Annotated in this window: 9 protein-coding genes; all 9 read right to left on the reverse strand. The window is 45.6% G+C overall.

Annotation, left to right across the window (positions count from 1 at the left end; genetic code table 11):
* The gene (locus tag FN809_RS11835) at nucleotides 1–1041 is read right to left on the reverse strand and encodes a sugar-binding domain-containing protein (RefSeq protein WP_142533740.1); all 1041 of its coding nucleotides are present in this window, start codon (nucleotides 1039–1041) and stop codon (nucleotides 1–3) included.
* Between the two features lie 33 nt (nucleotides 1042–1074).
* Nucleotides 1075–1443 carry a hypothetical protein gene (locus FN809_RS11840; RefSeq protein WP_142533741.1) on the reverse strand — a complete coding sequence of 123 codons (369 nt, stop codon included), beginning with the start codon at nucleotides 1441–1443 and terminating at the stop codon, nucleotides 1075–1077.
* Nucleotides 1444–1574: 131 nt separating this feature from the next.
* The gene (locus tag FN809_RS11845; RefSeq protein ID WP_142533742.1) at nucleotides 1575–2264 is read right to left on the reverse strand and encodes a response regulator transcription factor; all 690 of its coding nucleotides are present in this window, start codon (nucleotides 2262–2264) and stop codon (nucleotides 1575–1577) included.
* 28 nt (nucleotides 2265–2292) lie between these two features.
* Nucleotides 2293–3858, reverse strand: a complete 1566-nt coding sequence (locus FN809_RS11850; RefSeq protein WP_142533743.1) for a sensor histidine kinase — start codon at nucleotides 3856–3858, stop codon at nucleotides 2293–2295.
* A 177-nt stretch (nucleotides 3859–4035) separates the two neighbouring features.
* Nucleotides 4036–4941 (reverse strand): 3'(2'),5'-bisphosphate nucleotidase CysQ family protein, encoded by a 906-nt coding sequence (locus tag FN809_RS11855; RefSeq protein ID WP_142533744.1) that lies wholly within the window; start codon nucleotides 4939–4941, stop codon nucleotides 4036–4038.
* 281 nt (nucleotides 4942–5222) lie between these two features.
* Entirely contained in the window at nucleotides 5223–6194 is a 972-nt protein-coding gene (locus FN809_RS11860; RefSeq protein ID WP_142533745.1) for an oxidoreductase family protein, read from the reverse strand.
* A gap of 333 nt (nucleotides 6195–6527) precedes the next feature.
* The gene (locus FN809_RS11865; RefSeq protein WP_142533746.1) at nucleotides 6528–15581 is read right to left on the reverse strand and encodes a CARDB domain-containing protein; all 9054 of its coding nucleotides are present in this window, start codon (nucleotides 15579–15581) and stop codon (nucleotides 6528–6530) included.
* On the reverse strand, nucleotides 15581–19537 hold the full coding sequence (locus FN809_RS11870; protein ID WP_142533747.1) for a PKD domain-containing protein: 3957 nt from the start codon (nucleotides 19535–19537) through the stop codon (nucleotides 15581–15583). Before FN809_RS11870 ends, FN809_RS11865 begins: the two co-directional genes overlap by 1 nt.
* 81 nt (nucleotides 19538–19618) lie before the next feature.
* A complete protein-coding gene (locus tag FN809_RS11875) occupies nucleotides 19619–24127 on the reverse strand; it encodes a T9SS type A sorting domain-containing protein (protein WP_142533748.1) in 4509 nt (1502 codons plus the stop codon).
* Nucleotides 24128–25018 lie beyond the last annotated feature (891 nt).

Consider the following 25018-nt stretch of genomic DNA (forward strand, 5'->3'; position numbering starts at 1 on the left):
TTAATCAAAAAAACGATCTAAAAAATACTCAAATAAGCTCTTCCGTTCTTCATGTTCGGTAAAGTAGCTCTCAAATGCCTGAACGGTCATTATCCCCAGGGGGCCCTCGTATATACCTCCATCCAAACGGTCGTCCCAAACCCTTACGGCCAATACGTTTTTACCTCTATGTAGCATATTACGAGGTATCCTATAAGCCCGAAGTGTTTGATAATCTTCCTTACCGGCATGGTAAGAACCTTTTTTCATTTCGTCAATAGAGCCTATCCATTGTCCATTCAGATATACCATATCTTTATCATCAATCCGACCCAGCACCATCACCACATCTTCACCTGAGCCTGCCCTTTCCCAGCTAAAAGTTTTCCGATACCAGGCATATCCATCCAAATTCGGATAACCTTGCGATTCCCAGGTTTGCGGTACATTCACCGTATCCCAGCTTTCATCGTTGTAGTTGTAATCACTATACCTTTGACTGTTGCCCGGCTTAAACTTCCACAAGCCGGATAAATCCGTCAGCATGTACGTTGAAGCCGCATCGATATACAAACCTGCCTGCCCGAGGATACCTCCGTTTAAATAAACATCGTAAACCCTTACCGCTATCACGTTAGCGCCATCGAAATGTATCAACTCCGAGGGTACCGGATAACGCCTTACCTGCGACCAGGCCGTTTGTACATCAGGCGGAAATCCTCCCATACGGCCAATCAAAGTGCCATTGAAATACACTTCATCGGCATCATCAATTCGCTCTATCTGCAATATTAATTTTGTATTGGCCGACAACTTGGGAATTTCTACCCTTCGTTTATACCAGGCATAACCGTTATAACCATCGTAGCCCTGGCTTTCCCAATTGGTACCTATTGAAATCCGATCCCATCCCGAAAAAACATGATCGGGCAATCGCCATTTTACATCATCGCCTACACTAAAACTCCAGTATCCGCTTAAGGATTTTATTTGCTTGAGTTTTTGAGCAGGCGATGCAAGGGTAATTGCTATAAGCAATGTCAATAATATTTTAAATCTCATTCTATTATCACATAAGTTACCAAACTAATCTTATCAGAATTCTTTATAAACAAAGGTAATTGGAAAACGGAACACCCGATATTTACACAGCGAATCTGTTTTTAGTTCCCTGTTGTTAATGGTTGATCTCACCCAATTGCGAAACTCTTCGGACTCACCTTCCGTTTTCAGTACTTTAATATGGCTATCTCTATCTACTCTGACTGTTACCAGCAACTTTGCCTTTTCGTTTTTACCCACATACAAACTTAAATCTTCATCTATAAAAGAACGCTTAATGTCCTTTTGAATTTGTTTTGCCATTTTACGGATCACCTCTTTTTGATTTAATTTTTCGGCCTGAACATTTCCAATACTCATAAACAAAACCAATAATACTGTTAAAAATGTTGTTTTTTTCATGACTGTAAGTTTTTGATGATTAATGATGATTGTTATTTACTCTACAAATGTATAGTGCTCATAACACAGGGCTGTCATTGCCATGTCATACCATGTAAAAAGTTGTCATCAAAATGTCATCAAAAACTTTTTTAACCCAACACCAACTTATAGCCAACTCCGTGAACGGTAAGAAGTATAGCTGGGTTATTGGGGTTATGCTCTACCTTATTCCTAAGCTTTAAAATAAAGTTATCAATGGTGCGGGTGGTAGGCTGATAATTAAATCCCCAAACGGCGTCCAACAAGCTATCGCGGCTAACGGTACGATTTTTATTGTGCCACAGATGATGCAGTATCTCGTGTTCTTTCAAACTCATTTTCACTTGCTGCTTTCCTTCATAGGCCGTATAATTATTAAAATCAACTGTTAACCTGCCTATTTGGGCACGCTCTCCATCGCCGGGCGAGTCGTGTGCAGATGTCCTGCGGATAACGGCCTTGATGCGGGCAGACAATTCGCGCAATGAAAAGGGTTTGGTGATATAGTCATCGGCACCGGATTCCAAACCGATCACCTTATCGAGCTCCTCGCCCTTGGCAGACAGAAAGATAATTGGCGTTTGAATTTTACTTTTACGGGCTCTTTTGCAAACATCAAAACCCGACAGTTTTGGAAGCATTACATCCAACAAAACCAAATCATACCGCGAGGTCAATATTTTAGCCAATCCATCTTCACCATCGCTGGCAATATCCACCTCATAGCCTTCGTACTCCAGGTTATCCTTCAAGCCCATTACCATATCGGGCTCATCTTCTACCACTAATATTTTTTCCATCTTATTTTTATCCTTTAACCCAATTAATTCACAACTTATCTCTTGTGCTTGGTAAATAAATTTTAAAAGCACTTCCTTTTCCGGGCTGGCTCTGCACGGATACAGAACCATTGTGTGCATGTACTATTTTTTTTACAATATTCAGCCCCAAACCGGAGCCTTTAACCTCTTGCGCCAAATTGGACACGGTGACCCTATAAAATTGATTGAATATCAGGGCTTGTTCCTTTTGAGGAATACCTATGCCGCGATCCTTCACCTCCACCCAAACCATATCATCCTCCGCACCGGTGGTAATCTCAACATACTTTTGGTTTTTACTGTATTTTATGGCATTGTCTATTAGATTGGCCAATACCTCATCAACAGCCTCTTTGTCTCCCCATGCGTTCGGTATCGTTTTGTCGATATTCAGTATAAACTCCACATCGTTGGCTTGCGTTGCATACTGGTATCTGCCCAACACTTGGCGGATATTTTCGTTTAAATCGAAAGTGTCAAACCTAAATTTCCGCTTACCACTTTCCATTTTCGAAAAATTAAGGATATTATTCACTATCCCCGATAAACGCCTGGACTCTCTGTAAATAACCTGATAACTGCGCTGTAGCTTTTCCTCACTGCTCACCCGCTTAAGCTGAAGGCTCTCGGCATACATACTGATCAATGCCAGCGGGGTACGTATCTCATGCGAAACATTAGATACAAAATCGGCTTTTATTTTGGCCAGTTGCAGCTGCTTGCGCACATTAGCATATATCAATACGGCTCCTATCAACAATACCAAGTCCACCATTATCAATAGCCACAAGTTATTTCTGCTTCTTTTATTCATCAAAGCCTCTGCGGTATTGCCCAATGGTTTTAAGTAAATCGCATAATGGGGCAGCTGCCATAAAGTTTCATTTATATCACTATCGTCGTATTCCGTTTCTTTATTGTTGGCGTACAAAATACTGTCATCGCGGATGTTTTTAATGGCAATAGCCATATCCTGCTGTGCCGTGGATTGGATACGGGGTACAAGTAAATCAATTAAAAACTTTTCGGTATCTACAAGCACCGAGCCAAGCCATTTATTTCCATCATTATCGCTCGTTGCAAAAACAAAAGCACTATATTGAGGAGATGTAGCCAGACTAAACGGCACTACTTTTTGATAATTATTTTGGAGGTAGGTGAACAAACGGGTGATATCGGTAGTGTTGGCTTTGCACGAATCCTGAATCTCCTGAATTAACCCCGAACGGATATCGCCAACCACCAGGGTATGATCAGTTTCGTTATTTTTTTTATACGGATAAAGCAATACACCCTTAATTTGCGGGGTGCTTTTGATAAATTCAAAGATTTTAGTTTTACTATCGATAGGAGTTTGGTTGGCCACAGATATTTTAGAAACCCATTGTCCCACCACGTCATCGGCATACATATTTAACGAAAATATAACGGACTTTAGTTGACGCTGATAGATCCTTTCAAAATTCTCTTCTTGTTGATTGAGCGAATTAAGCTGAAACACTGTAAGCAAGACAGTTGGCACCACAATAAGTAGCAGCACCATAACAATAGGCTTAACAAGTAGCTGTTTCATTTATTACAAATTATTGTACCGATGGTTAAATGTAAGGATATTTGAACAAAGACGAATAAAAAATAAGGCAGTAAAAAACAAAGCATTCACTTTAAAAATGTAATATTTGACAGGCGATTCTATAATAGCCAAATATCAACCTATTTCATCTTTTCCTGCGTCAGACTTGCATCCCAATTAAAATTTAACTGTCAATTTTTGAATAAACCCACTTGTCTTAGCATCGGAAGCATAAATAACCCCATCCCGGTTCATAAAAGTAGTTTCTTTGCTATTGAGCTTCAGTTTATTACCTCCGAAATCAGAAACCGACAGCCCAAGTTCCTTAAAAATACAGGTGGTTGCGGCAAAGTCCCAGATACTTCCTCCGCCTATACTTGCCTTGGGTAGTTTAAAATAACAAGCCGGACTGTTTTCCATCACCCAAATGGCGTTCATGGCAGCGCCACCGTAATCAATTTGCTTAAATTTACTGTAGCCAATAGCGTACATGTATTGCTTAACTTGTGCTTTAATCTTCCGAAACCCGGGGTGTGTGATAAAACCCCTATCGGTGATAAATGAAAACACATCCGAACGGGCATGTACGATTATCTTTTCATAGTTTTTAAATGCCCCTTGTTGTTTGATGGCATGATACAGGCTTTTCCGTACCGGATCAAATACCACACCTACTAATGCTTCACCTGTATTTGTAAGTAAAGCAATGGATACTGCATAGCCGGGTTTGCCTTCGGTAAAAGGCAGGGTGCCATCCAAAGGGTCAACACACCAAAAATAATCTTTCGCAAAACGAGAACAATTATCTACCGATTCTTCTGTCAGCAGACCTAAATCAAAAGTTTCAAGGGTAGGCGTCAAATGCTTTAGGATAATCTGCTGGCTCATCAAATCCACTTCGGTAACAACCTGCGATGCCAATGTGCTTCCACCGGATACCGTATCCCCATCCGTTGTTCCGCTCTGTTTTAGTTCTACCCGTACAGCTTTATTGGCACGGGTAGAGATGTAATGGCCGGCTTCTGTTGCTGCGTTGATTGCAATGGCACAGAGCTTATTTAATTGTTCCGGTTTTAGATGCATGTTACATTTTTTTGTTGTACTGCTGATAATTGTCGTAAAATTGGAGTACATTTTTATAAATCCCCATCCCTTCTCCGAGTATAAACCCTTGCTTTTTTTTAGGCACAATCCAGTCTCCAACCTAAAAAAGAAAAGAGCTGGTTATATCCGATTGCTCTACATATTTGACAGAATGCAAGTTACGACAGCTCCCCGCCTTTTAAAGGCGGGGTGGATGCTATTGAGGCACGAAATAGCAGGCGGGGTGGTTATAAACCTTTCCGCTTAGAAGCCCCCTGCCCCTACATATCCCGCAGCACCTCTCGCGCCAGGCGTTCGCTATAGCTGTTTATTTTCCAATGGCCGGGACTCCACCCTTTTAAAAACCGATGAAAATCAGTCCAGGCCACAGGGTACAGCATGCGCCATTCATTTTCCATCTCATCAAAATCAACTTTCTTGCCTTGCTTTTTCAAAGCATCTCTTAGCGCCACAAAATAGTAATCCAATATCTTATCCTCCAATTTTTCGCAATCCTCCTCATTAAGGCAACTGCCTATAAAATAAGCCACATCCTTCATTCCGCAACCACCGCCCACATACTGAAAATCTACGGCAGCCACTTTTTTGCCATCCGCCGAAAAACAGAAATTGGCCAGTTTGGCATCGCCATGAACAAAGGTCTGGTAATTGGCCTCGTTTAATTTTTTATCTATAATCGGAGCGGCCTCTTTTAAAGCTTTATCGTTCAAAACCTTTAACTCATCGGGTCGGGTTTCCAAATGCCAGTACGTGCCAACTGACCAAAGCCCTTCCGGTTTTTGCATAAGGAAAGTAGCATGAAAATGAGCCAGCCACGAAAGGCAGACCTCTACATGATACCATGAAACAGACGACAGACGGGTATCAAAACCACTACTGTCCAGATCTTCCATAACCATAAACACTTCGTTGTCTTTTGCTTCCAGAGCCAGACATTTGGGTACTCTGCAATCGACATTGCACCACGTGCTATAATTTTTATACCAAGCCGTTTCTACCTCGTAGGATTTCACTTTGCGTAAATGCGATAAATCGGTGTTCCATCCTCTGGGGTGCTTGTTCTGCGCGGGCATGCGTACATGTTTGGCTACAACACTCCGGATTGAACCGCCCTCCAATGCAATACGCACAATACTCCCATACCCGCTCCACAGGCTTTGTATTTCCTCCTGTACAAATAAATTTACTGCACCTGTGGCCTTTATAGTAATGTTTCTAAAATGATTGTTCATGCTTTAATATTGAAAATACAAAGATAATAATAAGCCCCAGCCATAAATACTCTGTTTTTTTTATTTTTAGCTTGCTGACCAAGTAGGATAGCCTGACCAAAACAAATTGTTTTAAAAGCGCACTGCTTAAATCGTGAATACGTATTGACTAAAATATTTTACCCAATATAGAGTTTACACTTTCAGTGTGTATGCTTTGGATACTCCTATTTACCGACCCATTACTGTCATATGCCGGAATAAAATAAAAAACGGTTCTTTGCCCGCGTCATGCAAACAAAGAACCGTTACCTAAACTACCACCTTACAGTTCCGGATTTTTTGAACCAGATGTTATGGTAAAATCACCACTTTCTTCGATATTACCTTTTTGTCGATAAATATTAGGATGTTGTACATTCCTTTCGACAGATGGTTCAAATCAAGTTGCATCGGTGTTTCTTCGCTCGGTCCGGAAATATAAACCGACCTGCCGCTCATATCAAACACCTGAATGCGGTGTGCTTTATCCACCTCACCCGAAATGTACACCATACCCTTTGACGGATTGGGGAATACTGTGATGTAAGTATCCTGAACCTTATCATCGGCACTAACGGGCAACTGCACCACTACATCTACTTTATCGGTACGCACTACCTTACCATCGTCAACGGAAAGGATAAAGGTGTAAACCTTGTTGGCCGTAGCGCCCGACACGGTAAATTCGGGATTCATCAATGTGGCATCGTCCAACACAACACCATCCGGTGCATACCACTTATAAACCAGATTATCGTTATCCGGATCCGAGGATGCGGAACCATCCAACTGATACGTGCCGGATTGCGTGATTAACAAGTCGCTGCCTGCATTAGCAATAGGTGCCCTGTTGGTGGTTTGCAGTCGCCAGGTACTCTTCGTCGTCTGGGCACCTTTTAGGCCGCTGGTTTGCTTTTGCAAGCTCCTGATATCCATTTCGATGGAGTAGTTGCCATTGGCCAGCGGTAGCAAACTCAATCCGCTTAACGTAAATAACGAATCTGAAACTTGTGTGATGGTAATACCGGGCATAGTTATGGCCACATTGTTATGGTAAACTTTAAAGAGCTCGGCACCTAAAGTACTCTCCATGATATTTCGGGAAAATACAATACTCACAGGATCGGGGTGTGTTTCGCTAACTCCGGCTGGTAAACCTATTATCACTGCCGTCAATGGCGCTTCGTCGATAAATACCGGTAAGGAAACGATGGACGGACTACCCGTTTCGTTCACGCTGTACGCTTCTATCCGCATATGCCCACCCGTTGGCAGGGTAAACGGAATAGTCAATTCGCCCACCGGAACATTGGATCGGACGGCCAGCTGGGTCATCGTACCATTATCGTTCAGGTACAATTCCACCGTATTTCCGGCTTCGGTAACATCCATTATAGCCGACAGTTCCTTGGTTGACGTTATGCCATCGGTATCCGAGAAACCTAAATCGGGCGCTATGCGCAGGTTCTCAACAGGAGCCGGCAGATCGCGGTTCACGGTCCATTCGTATTCAAATGCCGCTGTACCTGTCAGACCGGCACTGTCGGTTACCTCTTCGGCATGGATAACCAGCTTATATTCGCCTTCGTAATAGGTTAGTAACCTAAACTGCGACAGCAAGTAGGTGCTGGCATTCAACTCGTCCAGATGCAATTGTGACAGCGGTTGTCTCACGTTATCCTTCCAAAGCTCAAGTTGGTCCAGGTTGAAGTTGGTGACCCCTTCGGAGAATTCAACTTCAAAATCGGCGTAATGTTGCCAATCAAATCCTTTGGACGCATCCGGCCTTACCTCAACAATAGCTGGAGGCGTGGTATCTACCTGCCACCCTACCTTTTGTTGTATCAAACCTGCCGTACCGGCCAGGCTAACGATGCCTGTAAGATCAACCGATAATTCAAAGTTACCGTCCTGCGCCATGTAATCGGCCAAGCCCGACAGGGTAAAGAGTGTATCCCCGCTTACATGCGTTACCGTCAGGTTACCCTCCACCGTTTCGCCGTTTCGGCTTATGGCAAACCTTGCGGGAAGCACGGTGGCCATGTCAACCGGTAGGTTAAACTCTATATCGAGCACGTTGAACGGTGGACCTGACAAGGTAGTTGGCAGCCCTGTAAATTCTACAATGGCAGGGGCGCCCAGGAATTGAGTCCATGAACCGTGCTTGCCAACCGTTCCACTTACGCCCGTTTGGTCATATATCTCATTGGCCTGAACGGTGAGCACATAATAGCCATCACCAGTGGTCAGTGTGCTCAAGTCAATCTCGAAATTATATGCATCGGTTTGTGTAACGCTGACGCTGGAGTTCATCAGATCGTTTCCACCTTGCAGCCTCAACACCAGGTCTTCGTAATTAAAGGTCGATCCATCCATCGGCTTGTTGAAAGTTACCGTTGCCGTATTCACCTGCTCGGTCACCATGGCCTTAGGCAAACCACCTATAGAAACTATTTTGGGTGCGCTACCCACATCCACTTTCCAGGCAATAATATATTCCTGCGTTTGCATGGACGGGAAGTTATCCACAAAGTGCAGCTTGTTTTCGTAAACGGGCTCCTTGCCATCGGGCAGGGTAACATGGGTCAACCACATATTATCCAATGGGATGACCTGTCCGTCGCTAACCCGGGTAACACTTTCGATGGTAAACGAACCTTTTCCCGGATCATTAATCTTCAGATAATTCCAACCGATATGTCCCGGCGTGGCGTATAGCCTGGTTGTGCCCGTAGTGGGCTGGCCCGTAGCTACGGCGTTAGTTGCTTCTTCAACATCGAGCACCACTTGCCCTTGTGAAATATAAATGGCATCCGGTACTTCGTGCGAATCTTGTATCTCGTTTACCAGGAAGTCGCTTATACCGTCATCCTGCGCACCATACACACGTATGCTCCTGATCAGTTCGTGCAAATAAGCACCGCTCACCAAACTAAGGTCGGGGTTGCCACGGCTGTCGAGATGTGTTACGTGCGCTTCGTAATTGATGAAGTGCCCCAGCAAGTCGGAGGTGAACCACCACTGACCTATCTTAGTGCTCATCGGATCAATACTGCCGAACGGAATGTCGATTAAGCCCAGTTGCTTGGGTTGCCCCTGCAAATTAGAACCTATCAGCTCAAAATGAATAGCCAATCCCTTTTCGTTATCAATAATCTCGGGCTGTGACGATTCTATCTTCACGTTTTTAGCCGTTCCAAAGCCGTTATTTTCTATCATCACGGCCAGTTCTGCCGGAACAATGGGCTCTACCACATCTGGAGTTAAGGCATCATCGCCCAGTATATCACGCTGCATAAAGTAATGCAATGTAAGGTCGGGTGATGGGTGTACATCCAAAATTACAGGGAATAAAGGTTTTGTAACCGTTACCCCGGTAAACGGATCGAGGTAAGAGAAACTTCCACCAAACGAATAGCTCTTCGGAACGGTTGGTGCTGCACCCTTTTCAGGGATAAACAGAATGGTGGCACTACCTTTTTGGTTAGCGCCCAAAACACCCGTTCCATCAATACCGGTTAAGATGTCCAAGGCCTTGGTTTCAATCTCGAACAAGTCGTTGCTCAATATCCCGTTCTCGTCTTTAACCTCTAAGTCAAGCTTAATTTCCTGCATGGGCGTTGTTTCGTTACCGTTACTTATGGTCAACGTACCTTCAAAGGCCTCGCGTGTCATAGTAAGTTTTTGCGAAATTTTGATGGTTACGGAAGCACAAACGCTGCCCCGCTTCTCATCTATCTGCTCTTCAATAGTCACCATGCTATCGTCGTACATCTCGTCAATAGAAGCATAACCTCTACCGTCGGCGTAATCGATAACGGTTTGTATGTCGGCCACACTTTTGTTTAACTCGGCTTTATCCACAATATCGGGATACTCGCTTGTCGGCGAGGTTACTCCCGCGTTCCAGGCTGTTAAAGTAGTGTTCCATCTTAACACAAAGGCATCAATTTCGGCAGGGGTAATGTCCGCTCCGTCCATGGCATTTTTAATGTCCAGCACGGCAGGAGGAGTTATCATACTTTCGCTGTCGATAAAAGTACCTACTGCATCGGCAAAATCGCGGATACTTTCCTTGGTTCTCCAGTCAAAGACACCAAAGTATTGGTCGAGATAATTAAATGTGGCATCAATCTGGAATTGGACATATTGCAAGTCGTTGGCCGCCTGCTTTATGATTGGGGGAATCGTATTGGCCTGTGCACCCTTGAGCGGGTAGGCCAATCCTCCAAACCCACCGGCGGGTCCACCTCCGAACGAGCCATAGCAAGTGAATAATGCATCTAGTATAGCCAAAGGACAACCGATAGGTGTAAATCCCAAACCGCACATTACTGCATCTTTTAGCGATATGCCATCGGCAAAAGAATAACCGCAGGCAAAAGCATTACCATAGGGTCCGAGACATCCTATCGCATTAACTGCCAAAGCCTCGATACATTCGTCGCAGCTTGCTGCTGCCGTAGAGATGGTGGGTGTGCCACTGGATGAGGTGTAGCCACCGCTACCGCCGCCACGGACCGGGCCGCCCCAGCCGCCACCGCCCAGGCCACCACCGATACCGCCACCACCACCGCCGCCGGGACAGCTGCGCCCGGTGTAAGTGAACAGGGCGTTTCCTTGCTGCCAACGACCGTTGTCGCCGCATACCCAGGAGTACACTACTATAACATAATCGGTACAACCTCCACTGGCTTGCGCTCCAGCACTCGATTTCAGGGAGCTATCTTTCCGTTTCATGATAACAGGAACCTGAATGGCTTGCTGTGCCAACAAATCAATGGTGGTATAGTTCGTGATAAATTCATATTCGGGGTCGGTGGGCAAAGTCAGCTCCACATCATTGGCCGTAATCAATCCTTTGTTGGTAAGTGTTACCGGAAAAGTAAATGTTTCGTCACCAATGAGCGCCGGCATTTCTTTGGGCATTTCAATGGTCACCACAGGGACCGGAACATTGGTTTCGAATTCCATAATCAGGTCTATCTGATATTCATCTTCTATCTCCGTTGGAACCACATCCCAGGTATAAGTGATGGCCTGGAAGCTGAGGAATATACTCTGCTCGTTAGTCCTGCCCGGATCTATCAAAATGATGTTTTGATAACTTTCGTGCTTATCCGCCTCTACGTACAAACGATAATTGCCTTCCGGAATGTCGTTCACGGTAAACTTACCATCCACGCCGGTAAAGCCTTCGGCAATAGTGACTCCGGTAAACGGATGGCGAACCACTACCCGGGCATTGGCCACATGGGGCGCCTCATCCGTGTAATACGTATATTCATCCACCACATCCACCACGAGGTTACCCGTTTCTTCCGATACCGCCTCTATCCTGTACGGAACGGCCAAGCTGTTGCCGTTGGCCACGTTAATGGCAATCCTACCGGATATGGGTGTGTTGAGTGGAATATCCTCTCCCGGGGTCAGTTGCAACACTATGGCAACCGTATCGCCCGATAAAATAGTGGTCAAGGTATCTGGCGTAACCAAATTCATCCAGTCAAAATCGGGTATGTCGATGGCCACTTCGCCTGTCTCCCCTGCACCATCGTTATAGATGAGCAATTCGTACAGGCGCGGTACGCCTTTCGTCATAGTGGTATTGATACTGGCAGGCATAGCTTTAATATGACCGGCTTGTGCCTGGCAATAGTAATAAAGTGTAAATTCGTGTACAACACCTTCGGTGCTGCTCACTATAACAGGAACTTGAAGATAATCGTTCCCTTCGGTCAACTCGGTACCTACCAAAGTATAGTTAAACTGTGCGGTATTTGCACCAGGCAGCACATCTATGGTATCGATACTGAGCTCGAAACCCTCGGGTATATTTTGCGGCGTGAAGACGACGTTGGTCAGGTCCACATTGCTCAGGTTTTGCATCGTCAAGGTGCCTGTGTTGTCCACATTGTAAAGGATATCCCACACCAGATTTCTGGGCCCGCTGCGTTTCATTCCCATAATATCGAACTCATCCTGTACCTCGCTCAAGCCCTGACCGGGGTAACATGCACCAACCACATAATGGCCTGATGTGCCGGGAAGCGGCTCAAATATAGTGGTAAAATCACCGGATTCATCGGTGGTAACCGTTATTACCTGTCGGATACCATTGGTAATCAGATACACATCCAACAGTGCATTGGGCATAGGCTCGCCTTGGGTAGAAGTTGCCGATCCGCTTATGGTAATACCCTGAGCGGCTATAAACTGTTCCTCCGCAACACTGGCCATACCGCTGTAGTTCGGTATCAAAGTAATCTCTACCGGACTTGTTTGGTTGTTGATGTAAACCAGTTCGGTATTGCTGGATTGGGGATTTACTTTGAGTAGCACATTGAATACGCCTGTTTTTTGGGGGGCTGTAACCAGCTCCCAAAACTCGGCAGAATCACCTTGCGCTATGGGGTTGGGAATTTCAAAACGCCCCAACACCTCATCTTTGTCATCCACCAATCCATCCTTCGACAGATATACTTCAACGGCTACGCCGCTTGGCGATTGTGCAAATCCGTGGTTGGCAATTTCACATTTAATCTCAATTTGTTGACCGGTGACCACCGTATCGTCGGTCAAGGTCAATCCGAGCGGTTCCAGGTCGGGTTTGTTCTGATCGGTAACATAAACCCAGCCTATCCCCGGGGCAAAACCATCCGCCTCGGCGGTCACGGTCACCTGTTGGTTTCCGTCCTCCACGTTGTCGTTTACAGTAGAGATGGTAGCAGATGCCGATAGCTGGCCCTGCGGTATGGTGAGCGTCGCCGGTAGCTGAAGCTCACTGGGATCGTTATGCGATAAGTTAACTGTCAATGGCACGTCCGGAGGCGTGTTCCGGGTAACCGTAACTTGCCCTGCATCGGCTCGTCCCTCGGCCATCGAAAGCGGGTTGAATGTCAGCGACAAGGAGGGTCCGTCGTTATCTATAATGCTGATGGTGTCTGAAAATGTTCCGCCATTGGTAGCCGTGGTAACACAATTGCAAGATGGCAAGTATATGGCTGCCGTAAGAATAACCTTCCGGGTTCCATCAACCAAAGCATTGTCGATGGCACCCAGGTTAAACTTCTTCTCCCCTGTTCCCAAAGGCAAAGTAATATCCGTTGGGAAGAACAAAGCGTTGGCCACATTGGCATTTAACTTTACTCTCACATGCTTATCTTCTGCATCTGTTTTTCGCACAATAGCCCATGCGGCATAAGGGCCGCCGCCCTCCGAAATGGAATCGGTAAGTATCTCCAGCTCTATGCCTGGGATGTCGTCATCCATTACCATCACTCCCGCTTGACCCGAAGTCATACCGGGTGAGGTTACATTGATAAACACCTCTTCATTCAACTCGGCAATATCATCCTGGATAACGGTAACCTGAATTTCGGCAGAAGGTTGATTTGCCGGAATAGTCATTTGCCTTTCAAATTGAAGTTGCGAATTGCTTGTCGCATTAAGGTTTACTGTAACCGCCTGGTCGGTAACCAGGTTTCGCGTTACCGTAAAAGTCAGCACATCGCCTTCGTCGGCCGTGGCCGAACTAAAGCTCGCACTTAGTGCTACCACTTCGTTGTCGTGAACCGCAAAGTCGGCCACGGCACTATTGTGTGCAGTAGCACTGGCGGTAATTTGAACATTACGCGTGCCGTCCAAAATGTCATTATCGATAGTTGATAAATAAAATAGGGTAGAATAACTGCTTGCGGGTATTGTTACCGTAGCGGGTATTGTAATTTGTCCGGCTACATCGCTTGTTAGGTTTACCGTTAATGGTGTGGCCGGATTGCTGCTCCTGCTTACCCTGCACCGTAGGGATGAAGTGGAGTTTTCGGGCAAGGAAGAGGCCGGTAGGGATATGAAAAGTTGGCTTCCGATATTTATCGCTGAAGCCGACACCAGGGTATTGTTGCTTGCTCCGCCCGGTTCTTCAATCAAGGCGGGATTAGGGAACAAGGCCACTTCGAGGTAGGTATCGCCTGAAAATGGTAGAGAAGTTGGGATTGCGAATTTAGCACTTCGCACAATAGCTCCGCCAGCACCCAAATCGGCCGCATATTTTGGCGCACCGTTCAACAGTACTTTGAGACCGGTTTGGGTGTTCAGTGAAACTTTTTCACTCCATCCACCTATGGCTGCTACCCCCGTGTTGTTTTCAACAGTCCAGGATACCGTAATGCTGTCGCCGGGCTGCACGGTGCTTTTGTCCGCCGTAATATTGGCCAGCGAAATATTGGGTAAAGCTTTTTGGGTAACAATCAGTGCCTCCGACTGTGCTGTAGTATTATTTGAGTTATCTGTTTCCTTGACTGCATTATAAGAATCGCACACCACAATAATGTAGTAAGTGCCACTGTATTCGGCCGGAAGCATAACATCCAGATTGTTGGAATAACTACCATTCCCGGCAAGAGTTGTTGAATTGAGTACCCTGCCCAAATAGAGGTCTGTTGGCTCATAAGTGTTATTTTGGGAAATAAAAACCCTGTCGTACCAACTACTTTCGACGGTAGCTCCCGCAGTAAGGTTTTGAACCGTATATTGTACGTTAAAGTTGGTAGCCGACTCCACATTGGCAGGCGTGGTAATACTGCTCACCACCAAGTCGGGCAGCTCACGCACAGTAAAAGAAGAGGCATCGCTGACCGTATTATCGCAACCGTTGTACGAAATGATTCGCCAGTTGTAGGTACTTGCAGCGGTGAGGTTATAAACCGTAGTACTCGTCCCCTTGATGCCGGTATAGTACGGAACGGTCGGTTCGGTCTCCCCATCTTTCCATAATAACAGACCATAATGCGTATTGGCCGCAGAGCCTTCCCACGAAAAGGTAGCCCTGTCGTTAACATTTTGCGCATTGCCTGCCGGCAGTAGCAAGTTTGCGGCTACCGGTGTGGGGCAAAATGCGTTAAAGATATCCGGATTACTGTAATCGGGCACTTCATCCGCCACAAAAGGGATGGTCTGGGTCAAATCGTATATCTTATCGTTAAAGATATCATAATACTTGAGTGAGACAGTTTCACCCGAAGCACTGTTGCTGTATATACGTAATTTATACACCTTATTTCCGGTGGGTGGAAATACGTCTGCCTGGGTTTGTGCACCCCTTATCTGCCCATCCACGTAAGCTACAATGGCGCCAGACTCCAGGAACGTGGCATCGAGACTGACCCTGATGGCATATTCTGAATTATACTCGTATAATCGGTTAAAATCTTCCACCGAAGGTATCGGTGGAAGTTGCAGGGTAGCTCCTAAATTGATGCATAGGAATAAACTGAAGGTAAGCAAAAGCCACCTGTATAAACTTTTCGAGGCAAGAGATTGTGTGTTGCCCGCCTCTGACGGATATGAATAACATTTTTTTATCATCACTTGGTGGTTTTAATAAATTTATGCAAATGAACGCCGTTACTTACTGCGACTTCGATAAAATATACTCCATTGGGCAGATGCGCTATGTTTAGCCTGCCGGAACTACTTAGCTCGTTCCACTGCATCACCTTATATCCGGTAGCGCTATAGATGCTAATGTCCAATACTTCCATATCGCTACTGATGTTGATGAAACTGCTTGCCGGATTGGGCGATAAGCTGATGGTTCCATTTCCAAACGGGTTGTTTGCACTCGTCGCGATTGGTAAAACCAGCTTCTCGGGAGCAGAGGCACTTCCGGTAATTTCATCGGACTTAAATTCTTTCGTCCAATTCAGCTCTCTTTCCACGCCATTATGTACTACTTTAAAGTTGATGGTTTCGCCATTGTTGTTGGAGTAATAAGAGAGCACAAAGATGTACCGTCCTGTGTTGCCAACAGGGTCAGCTGTTTTTTCTCCGCGCAAAACACCATCGCTATAGGCTCTTAAAATATCGTTTTCGGAAGTTATGGCTTGCCCGTTTTGATTCACCAGCTCCGCAACAAGCGTGGCGGAATACTCATATTCATTATCAAAACCGTTGGTGGCCGTTGCTTTCTTTAATTTTGGGGCAGGTGGCACCGTAGTTAACGCAGCGGCATCGTAGCGGAGCATACCCGCGTTTTTCAGGTTCAGCTTATATCCGTGCAGCACCTCCATGGTTTGCAAATCTCCCACCCATCCAGAGCCGGGGAAATAAATAGACGCACCACCTTCACCTTTTATCAGCACATCGCCATTGGGGATGGATGCCGGCAAAATAGCATCGTTAATATCTGCATTTGCCTTCAAAAGATAAGGTAAACTGTTCCAACCCGACACTACAGGTAAGCCGGTGAGCGTTGGGTTGATTTCATTGCCTGTAAGCTGCAAGGTGCCGCCCGTAGCTTTTTTGAGCCTGACGGCAAGGCTGGCAGGTAGTTCTTTTAAATCACCGAACCAGCCGTATCCGCTGTACCAGGTTGCAGAAGCCATGGGTGATTTTATATAGTCGAGATTCGCAAAAGTAAGGCTCGACAGCACTTCATCAATACCAAAGTCGGGCGGTGTAACAGACAAGGAAAGCATGTTCCAGCCCGAAGCGATAGACCTCGACAGCGTATGTTGAGGAACATGAACGCTTACCGTCCATATCTTGGTAGTGGAACCGTCCTCGGCAGTTACCGTATAATTTTGCGGTATCGCAAAATCCCGGTTGGTCCCTCCGTCAGGCGTTATTGTGGCCCAGGTAGAGAGTTCAAAGTCCGGCGACATATTCCGCACATCGTAACCATAAGGCATGTGCAGCGCTACTGTTGCCGCACCGGCATCGATATCAGCCGATTCTAAATCGGCTAATGTTACGTTGATGATATCTGCATCGCTGCTCAGTACGTCGATATTTTTTACCGATATATTTACCATGTCCGGCAAGGAGTTGCTCTGTCCGTCGTTTACCACCAGGGTAAACACCAGGATAGAATCTAAACGCACACTTGGCGCGGTAAAAGTTGGCTGCGCCACAGTGTTGGATGACAGCGTTACCTCCGGCGGGGCTGTCCATAAATAAGTGATATCGTCATTGTCCGGATCGGAAGAAAGCGAACCGTTCAATTGAACATTGTCCCGCTCGTTAACCGTTTGATCCACGCCGGCATGGGCCAGTGGGATTTGATTGACCTGAAGGACCTTGATGGTCACCGTATCGGCTTGCGAATCCACGATACCGTCGTTTACGGTTAGGCTGAAGCGAAAGTCTGAATCCGTTTGAACTGCCGGGGCAATAAAGGTGGGAGTAGCACTATTGGAGTTGAACAAAACAACGCCGTCGAGCGATAGCCAGTTGAAAACAAGGGCTTGGCCATCCGGATCGAAAGAGCCCGTGCCGTTTAAGGATACATTGCTGCCTTCGGGGTACGACATGTCGGTACCAGCATTGGCTACGGGCATTTTATTTATCTGCCTAACGGTGACCGTAACTTTTGAGGTATCCGAATTGCTTGTGCCATCATTGGTGACCAAACTAAAAGTGAAATTAGTGTTTTGGTGTACCTCAGGGGCGGTAAACGAAGGATCGACTAATGTTGGATCGTCGAGCGTAATTCCGGCGGGGGCTATCCATAAATAGGTAAAAGGATCGCCATCGTTATCATAAGAACCCGAACCATCCAGCTGCGCCGGGGTGTTTTCATCTACCGAAAAGTTGGCGCCCGCATCAGCCACCGGCCTGTAGCTGGCCTGCTCAACACGGGTAACCCTTCCGTTTGCCAAAACAGAGTTTATATTACCTTCATTTATGGTGAAGCCGTTAAAATTAACCGCTGTATTGCTAAAAATTGATAGGGCATTCTTAATTCTAAAAAGCAGATAGAACACATTGCCCGATGAAATGGGGTTCGATCCGGCACCTACCAATTGGATAGTATTCCCATCCACCGTAGTTTCGATTAACATACCGGGGTCGGCTGCTTCTACGCCCACAAAATTCAAATATTGAGTTTGGAAAGTAACTTCTCCTTCAAAGCTAAAAATGTTTCGCCCGGAGGGGAGTTGGGATGTGCTTACGGCCACCCGGGTATCATTGTCCAAATCGCCATCGGTATTGTTAATGCTCAGCGTATGGTCGTTTACGGTAAAAGTTCCGCTCGTCACCGTTGCTCCTACGTTGTCGGTAGCCGTCACGGTGAAAGTACCACCGCTCAAACCGCTGACCACACCGGCGGCATCCACTGAAGCCACGTTGGCATCAGAAACAGAATAGCTGTAGGGTGGGTTGCCATTACTAACGCTCATATTAATCGTTTCGCCCCACATAAGCGAACCCGATGTAGGGGATATGGTTAAGTTGGGCAAGGTGTTGACTTGTACGTAATTGTTGGTAACAAATGACAATAAAGATTCGTTGAACATCGCACTTTGAAAACTGATATATTGATTGCCCGGACTTATGCCTACAAAGGGTACGTAAACCAAAACGCCATTGCCGGCTATACCGGTTCCCGATGCAAAAGACAAAGAAACCCTGTTGGAATGAATCCTTCGTTCCACGGATATGGAATAATCGCCTTGTTGAACCGGTGTCTCAGCGGGCGTGAGACCCCCGGGATAAGATAACTCAATCGTACCCGAAAATACCTGGGTTCCCGGAGCCACTTCGATTTGTAGCGGCACCAATACGGTTTGTGAAGGATAAACGGTAAGATCGTTGGGGATAGACATGCGTATGGCCCTCACGTCCATCACACCTGTGGTATAATTTGTTTCTGCATTATTGTCAGTAACATAAGCCCGTGTGGTTCCCGGCCCAATGGCACGCAGGGTATTGTCGTTGACCACTTGTGCCACTGCTGTGTTTTCGCTGCCAAAGGTATAGGGTTCAAGGCCACCACTGGCCGAAAGGGTAATTTCGTCGCCCACAAAAAGCTGTCCGCTATCGGGCGAAATATTAGGAAAGGAACGCTGGGACGCAATTATATAACCACTTGTATAGGCTGATGCGGGCGCTCCCTCGTTCAAATAACTTTGGGCGTTGTTAAACCCAATATAGGTATTCCCGTGTCGTGTGGCTCGGAATCTAAGATAAATAACATCCCCGGTTCCCGTCAGGGCGTTGGCACCTGCACCGGCCAGCCTCAAATTTCCGGGTGAAACCAGGTTTGTTGTGGGTAATCCCCACCCCGTCAGGATATCCCCTACATCCTCTACCCCCAAAAACTCCAGATAGTTTGCGTTGTAGGTAATGTGGAACCTATAGGCAAAGATACCTTCGCCGGTCAGGTTGCTATCCGCTTGCACGGCCACAACAAAAGTATCGCGCTCTTCTACACTTTTACCTTCGACGCTAAAATTGATTGTTTGCGAAAAAGAGCTCATGCTCAGGGATATAAATACTCCCAAAATCATCAGTCTTATATGTTGGTAATAATTATCCATAGCTTATAATTTAAATAGTCTTACTCATCGACAACAAATAAAGGGAGGTGGCCGATATGGCAGACCTCCCTTAAGTGAACACTATTTCACCGATATTTTCCTGGTTACGGTAAAGTCATTGTTTCTGATGGTAATCAGATAAATGCCGGAACTGCCCGCATCGGAGCTTATCGGCAAGTTAAAGCTATGTATACCGGATTCAATATCTTCAATTACGAACTGATGAATATTCTTACCGCTCAAATCGGTCACTGTAACGGTTGAGTTGGGCAGTGCATTTACTGTGGCAATATCCAGGTAAAGCACATTGTTGTTGTGCCATACATTTAGCTTATCCACACCCTGCGGCAAGTCAACTGAGGTAGAAATGGGCGAAACCACTTCAATATCCAATGGAATAATGGTGCTTGCTTCGTTAGCGGAAGCGCTCATCAGCTCAATAACGGAGCTTGGGATGTTGTCGTCGAGCATCTCAAACCTAAGGTTAACATTCGTTCTATCGAAGTTTAGTTTATGAGCCGATGCCATCGAAAGGGATATTTCGCCCGAAGAACTGTTGTATCCATTGGCTATCATGATGTCCCCTGGCAAATCGGATCCTTCCACGGAGATCAGCTTGATATGTGAAGGATTGGAGGCCAATTTTATATCGATGCCCCTTATGTCCTCATCCATCGATGTTGTAAGCTGTAGCGTGACATCAAAAAGAGATGACGTAACCTGAACATCCGTACCTGTAATACTTAATCCCTTTGGCCCCGTAGATTTTAATGCTGCCGCGGGAGGTGGCACATTGTTAAAATCGGTGATCAAGCCAATGGAATACTGCAATATCAAGGAAGCGTCGTAGCTGGATATGGAAGCATCCCCTGAAACATCAGCCACACCTTGCTGAGTAGCCGACAGGGTAATATTACCCACCGTATGCTGCAACACCAGCGAAGCATCGTAAGGTTTTATCTCTCCATTGAGGCTCACATCCCCGAGAATTGGGCTACCCAATATGGTATTCCAGGGACTAAAGGTTACCCCATCCGAAACTACCTTGCCCAAGCCGGATGCGTTGAGTGTTGCATGGTAAGGGCCGGTGGCATCGCCCCACCAGCAGTTAATGGCATTTATATTATTTGCCGTGGTCAGGTTATAGATAGAAAAGCCCGAGTTGGGGTCAAAATTGATAAAGTCGCAATTGTTGATGACAGGTTGAGAGGTATTGCGCGAAACGATACCGTACAGATTGTTGTCGAACAAGCAATCGGTAAGTGTAGGAGAAGAATTGTTTACGGTAACGGCTCCCCTACTGTTTGAGCCGGCATTATACGAGGCATGTCTGATGATGCTGTGCTCCATTTGGCACTGGGCATCTATTGCTTCGTTATAAAAATGGATACCATACCAATGCCATCTGTTGGGTAGGCTGGCATCACCGTCATTATAGGTGTCGCCACCGTAAAAATCATCCGTATTGGCGGTAAAGACTACCTTTTCGCCGGCATTTCCCAAGGTCAACAAACCCTTGTAAACATTGAGAGAACCATATTGAAGAAACTTAAACACCACGCCGGGATCAACCGTAACCACCGATCCGGTGCCAATGGTATAGTTGCCCATGATATAAGGGATATTGGTAATGCCCGCAAAGTTTTTCTTGCTTACCGTAACGTCTTGTGTTTGTGTTTCGTCAGAAACACGAATGCCTTTTCCGGTGCTGCCGGAAATAACATTTCCGCTATGTGCTGCCGGGAATGACGTAAGGGACGTTTGCAAAGGATAGGCAATATTATGGAAGGTGCAATTATTTATCGTTGGGGTGCTTATACCCGAAAGTAATATACCACTACGATTAAACTGCTCGAAACGCGTATTTTGGATGGTGGGAGAGGCATTGATACAACGGATAGCAATATCTTCGCTATACCTGAAAATGGCATAGTTGATGGTACTATTATCGTTGCTGCCATCGTAGAAATAAATATGCGAGCCTCTTTCGTATTGCGTTCCCAGGCCATTGCCCTCGAGGTCGCGGGGATTGCCATAAGCATCATCCTGATAAGAGGTAAATACAACCGGAGCATCGGCAGTACCCTGTACATCAAGCCGTCCGTTAACGTACCATCTCCTGTCGGTATTGGATTTAAACGTCAGTCCGGCCGGAATGATTAAATGATCGTTTACCGTCATATGTTCGTTTATTACGTAGGTTATGGTGTCAATGCCGGCAAAGTTTCGCACCGGAACTGTTCCGCTTACGGTCTGGCCATTTAAGCTGATACCCATCCTGGGCACGTTAGCTACTGTATTACCCGAAAAAACCGGTGATGCAAACATATCCATGTGGATAGGCTCTGCACCCAAATTATAAAATTGATTGTTGGCCACGTTGGGGTTGGCACTGCCATAGATCAAGAGGCCGTTGGTAGTGGAGAAATTCATTGTTGAGGATAGCATATCCACAAAGCAGTTGTTTATGGTAAGCCCATAATATAGATAGCGTATGTCGCAAAATTCCAGCTTGTTGATATTGTCCAGTGAGCCGTCATTAAAAAATATTCCGTGCCAATTACCGGCCGCCGGTGCGCTCGCGGTACCGTTTAGGTTGGTGTCGCCCGCCGCCGAGTCGTCGTGGATGGAGGTGAACACCACCTTATTGCTTCCCGTGCCAATAGCTGAAAGACCGCCATTGACAGTTAACCTGGCCGATCCGTTAAATTTAAACACGGTTCCCGGCGCAACATTAACGATGGCATTTGAAGGGATGGCTTTGTCAGATTCGATAAGATAGGCCACTTGGCCGTATCCCGCAAAATCCATAGGAGCCAGTGTAACCGTATCGGTGGCAAAGCCAGCGATATTTATAGCATTGGTGTTGGCATTATTGATGGTGTTGCTGATTAAAGCGGGACTGCCTTCGTTTACGTAACGGGTAACAGGATAATAATCGATATCCTCAAATACATTGTTGATTATCTGTGCGTCCTCCGCAAAATACACAGCTCTATAACTGTTGCTAATGGTTGAATTGGTGATGACATTGTTGTTACGCACATATACACCGTAATAACCGGAACTATAGCCCGCATAACGGATATGCCAGTTGTCGAGTGTTGAGAGGGCACTGCTGTTGAGCATTATTCTGCCTGCATTGGAATGAGCAATAGCAGCCCCACCTCCATTGTTGTACGTGTCGGCCGGGTTGCCGTAATTATCGTCGTTACGATGTGTAAAAACGATGGGTGCTTCAGCGGTACCGATCCCCGTAAGGGCACCATTGGCAATCAAATCGTAACTATGATCGTTTGTTTTTATAACCACCCCTGCATCAATAGCCAGCGAACCTGTTTCGGTAATGGTGACATCGGAAACCAGGAGGTAGGTAATATTGTTGATGCCCACAAAATCAAGTTGCTTCAAATGACCGTTGTTGACCACATTGTTGCCTAAAATACCGATGGCACGGGCTTCGGTATTGTTAAAGTGTAAGGTATCGTTGGTAAAAGTTGGCTCGGCGTTTAAGTCTGTATTAATACTATATGCGTTTGCCCCTGTTTGGTTTGAGGCTCCAAAGGAGTTGTTGGAAAAACCGGGTAAGCTCCGTCCCTGAATCTCTACATTGTAGGCATTATTGCGAAAGTAACAACTATCGATGGTAGGAGAAGCATCAAAAATACCCATGGCACTATATGGCCGATGGTTATAAGTGGCATTCTCAAAAATGCAGTTTCTGAAAACACAATCCAGGTCAATGGCCGAATTGTTTACATTAAGTCCAAGCCAATAAGTATTGCCCGTTCGGGTTGTAAACAGTATGGGGTTATTCTCCTCCCCTACGGCACTTATCCTTCCATTAACGTTTATAAAAGCACCTGTGTTTCCTTGAACTTGCACACCCGGGTCTATAACTAATGTACCGCTATCGGTAATCCGCAATTCGGAATCGTAATAATACGGAATCCCCATATCGTACATCCTGAAGGATTCGTCGATGTCTCTGAAGTTGATGAACACAAAGTCGTTGGAGTTTCCGGTAAGTAAGTTGCCTCCGCCGGAGCTAAAGTTGCCACCGTTGGTATCCCTAAAGTAGATAGGATAAGTTGCGCCTGTAATAGTGGTATTTGTTATATTGAGTATCCCTTTGTTATAAACATCGACGCCATAGCCGCTGAAATTTTGAAGCGTACAGCCCGTCAGATTTAGCGAGCCGTTGCGCACATGGAGTTGCCTGGCGTATTCCACGGTACAGCCATCGAGGTTTACCTCGCCGATGTCGGGGTATCCCTGGTAACTAACATAGATACCATCGTAGAAGCCTGCTGAGGGAGAGGCTGTGTTGGCTGTAAAGGTAACTCCGGTGGCATTCATTGTTCCTCTGACCACAAAATACATGTTGCTGCCAAAACGGATTTCGACACCCGACTCGATGGTGAGGGTGACGCCGGCATTGACGGTAACATTACTGGTAATGTTATAGGGGCTGTTAGCCTGGGTTAAGGTTGTGTTGGCAGATACCGTACCACCAAAATCTGCGGCTTGGATAGGTTTTACACAAAAAAAGGCCATTAAAATTAATGCGAGGGTAAAAATACGTTTCATAACGGAAGGATTTAATTATTGTAGTATGAGTACTTTTAGTATAAGTGCACTATAATTAACGCCTTTAAAAATAAAATGTCAAGGATATAAGGATAAGAATATACGCTGTTTTGATGAAATATCCTGAATCGGTGCCAAACACGTAAATAACAGACATAATCGAAATTTAAGATGTGGATATATATGTAAATCAGAACATTGGATACTTTGGGTCGAAATGAAAAAAGCAAGATCAAAACCTAAATAAAAACAGATTATCTTAAAGAGACATCCTGTTTTATTCAATTTATTCCACACTTTTACTATCCGATTCTTTTCTTTTTAAAGCCTTATGGGTATAGCACCATGTACAGCTTTGGCCGCATGTCTATCGGCTGCCTCTTGACTTTCGCTACAATGGTGGATTCGATGGTTGCGGGATTGATGATTTTGAACGTATTGCCGGGCATTCCTTTACCATCAACAAATACGAGCAGGGGAGCTTTATCGTGTCCAAATTTCATCTTACTTTATTGGATCTGTATTAATTATTGCGTCCGTTTATTGTTGTGTTTGGTCACATCTATTAAACTGTTTCTTTTGGCAATGATCGTTACATAGCTGGCAATTTTATTTCTTTTGGTGGTCACTTTGCATAACGCCACATTGCCTCTAATTCCCTATTCTTTCTTGCTACTTTTATCCTCAGCTACATCAATTTCTTTTATAGTCTTAGGGGTCTATCAAATATCAAGATCTCACGGTAACTTGCTGACCACCAACTACCACCAATGACTTTTGTCTTAGTGTGACATTTATTTTAGGATTTCTGTGTAGCTCAACACTTATGGCAAGTTTTAGCACAGTGTTATTTTTAGTGACACACCCCATTTTGGGCAACACCTCCATGGT

Source organism: Saccharicrinis carchari (assembly GCF_900182605.1).
Lineage (GTDB): Bacteria > Bacteroidota > Bacteroidia > Bacteroidales > Marinilabiliaceae > Saccharicrinis > Saccharicrinis carchari.

What these genes read in the sequence shown, in the direction of transcription:
- FN809_RS11835 (WP_142533740.1), bottom strand. Translation starts at nt 1,041, where the DNA reads ATGAGATTTAAAATATTATTGACATTGCTTATAGCAATTACCCTTGCA.
- FN809_RS11840 (WP_142533741.1), bottom strand. Translation starts at nt 1,443, where the DNA reads ATGAAAAAAACAACATTTTTAACAGTATTATTGGTTTTGTTTATGAGT.
- FN809_RS11845 (WP_142533742.1), bottom strand. Translation starts at nt 2,264, where the DNA reads ATGGAAAAAATATTAGTGGTAGAAGATGAGCCCGATATGGTAATGGGC.
- FN809_RS11850 (WP_142533743.1), bottom strand. Translation starts at nt 3,858, where the DNA reads ATGAAACAGCTACTTGTTAAGCCTATTGTTATGGTGCTGCTACTTATT.
- FN809_RS11855 (WP_142533744.1), bottom strand. Translation starts at nt 4,941, where the DNA reads ATGCATCTAAAACCGGAACAATTAAATAAGCTCTGTGCCATTGCAATC.
- FN809_RS11860 (WP_142533745.1), bottom strand. Translation starts at nt 6,194, where the DNA reads ATGAACAATCATTTTAGAAACATTACTATAAAGGCCACAGGTGCAGTA.
- FN809_RS11865 (WP_142533746.1), bottom strand. Translation starts at nt 15,581, where the DNA reads ATGATAAAAAAATGTTATTCATATCCGTCAGAGGCGGGCAACACACAA.
- FN809_RS11870 (WP_142533747.1), bottom strand. Translation starts at nt 19,537, where the DNA reads ATGGATAATTATTACCAACATATAAGACTGATGATTTTGGGAGTATTT.
- FN809_RS11875 (WP_142533748.1), bottom strand. Translation starts at nt 24,127, where the DNA reads ATGAAACGTATTTTTACCCTCGCATTAATTTTAATGGCCTTTTTTTGT.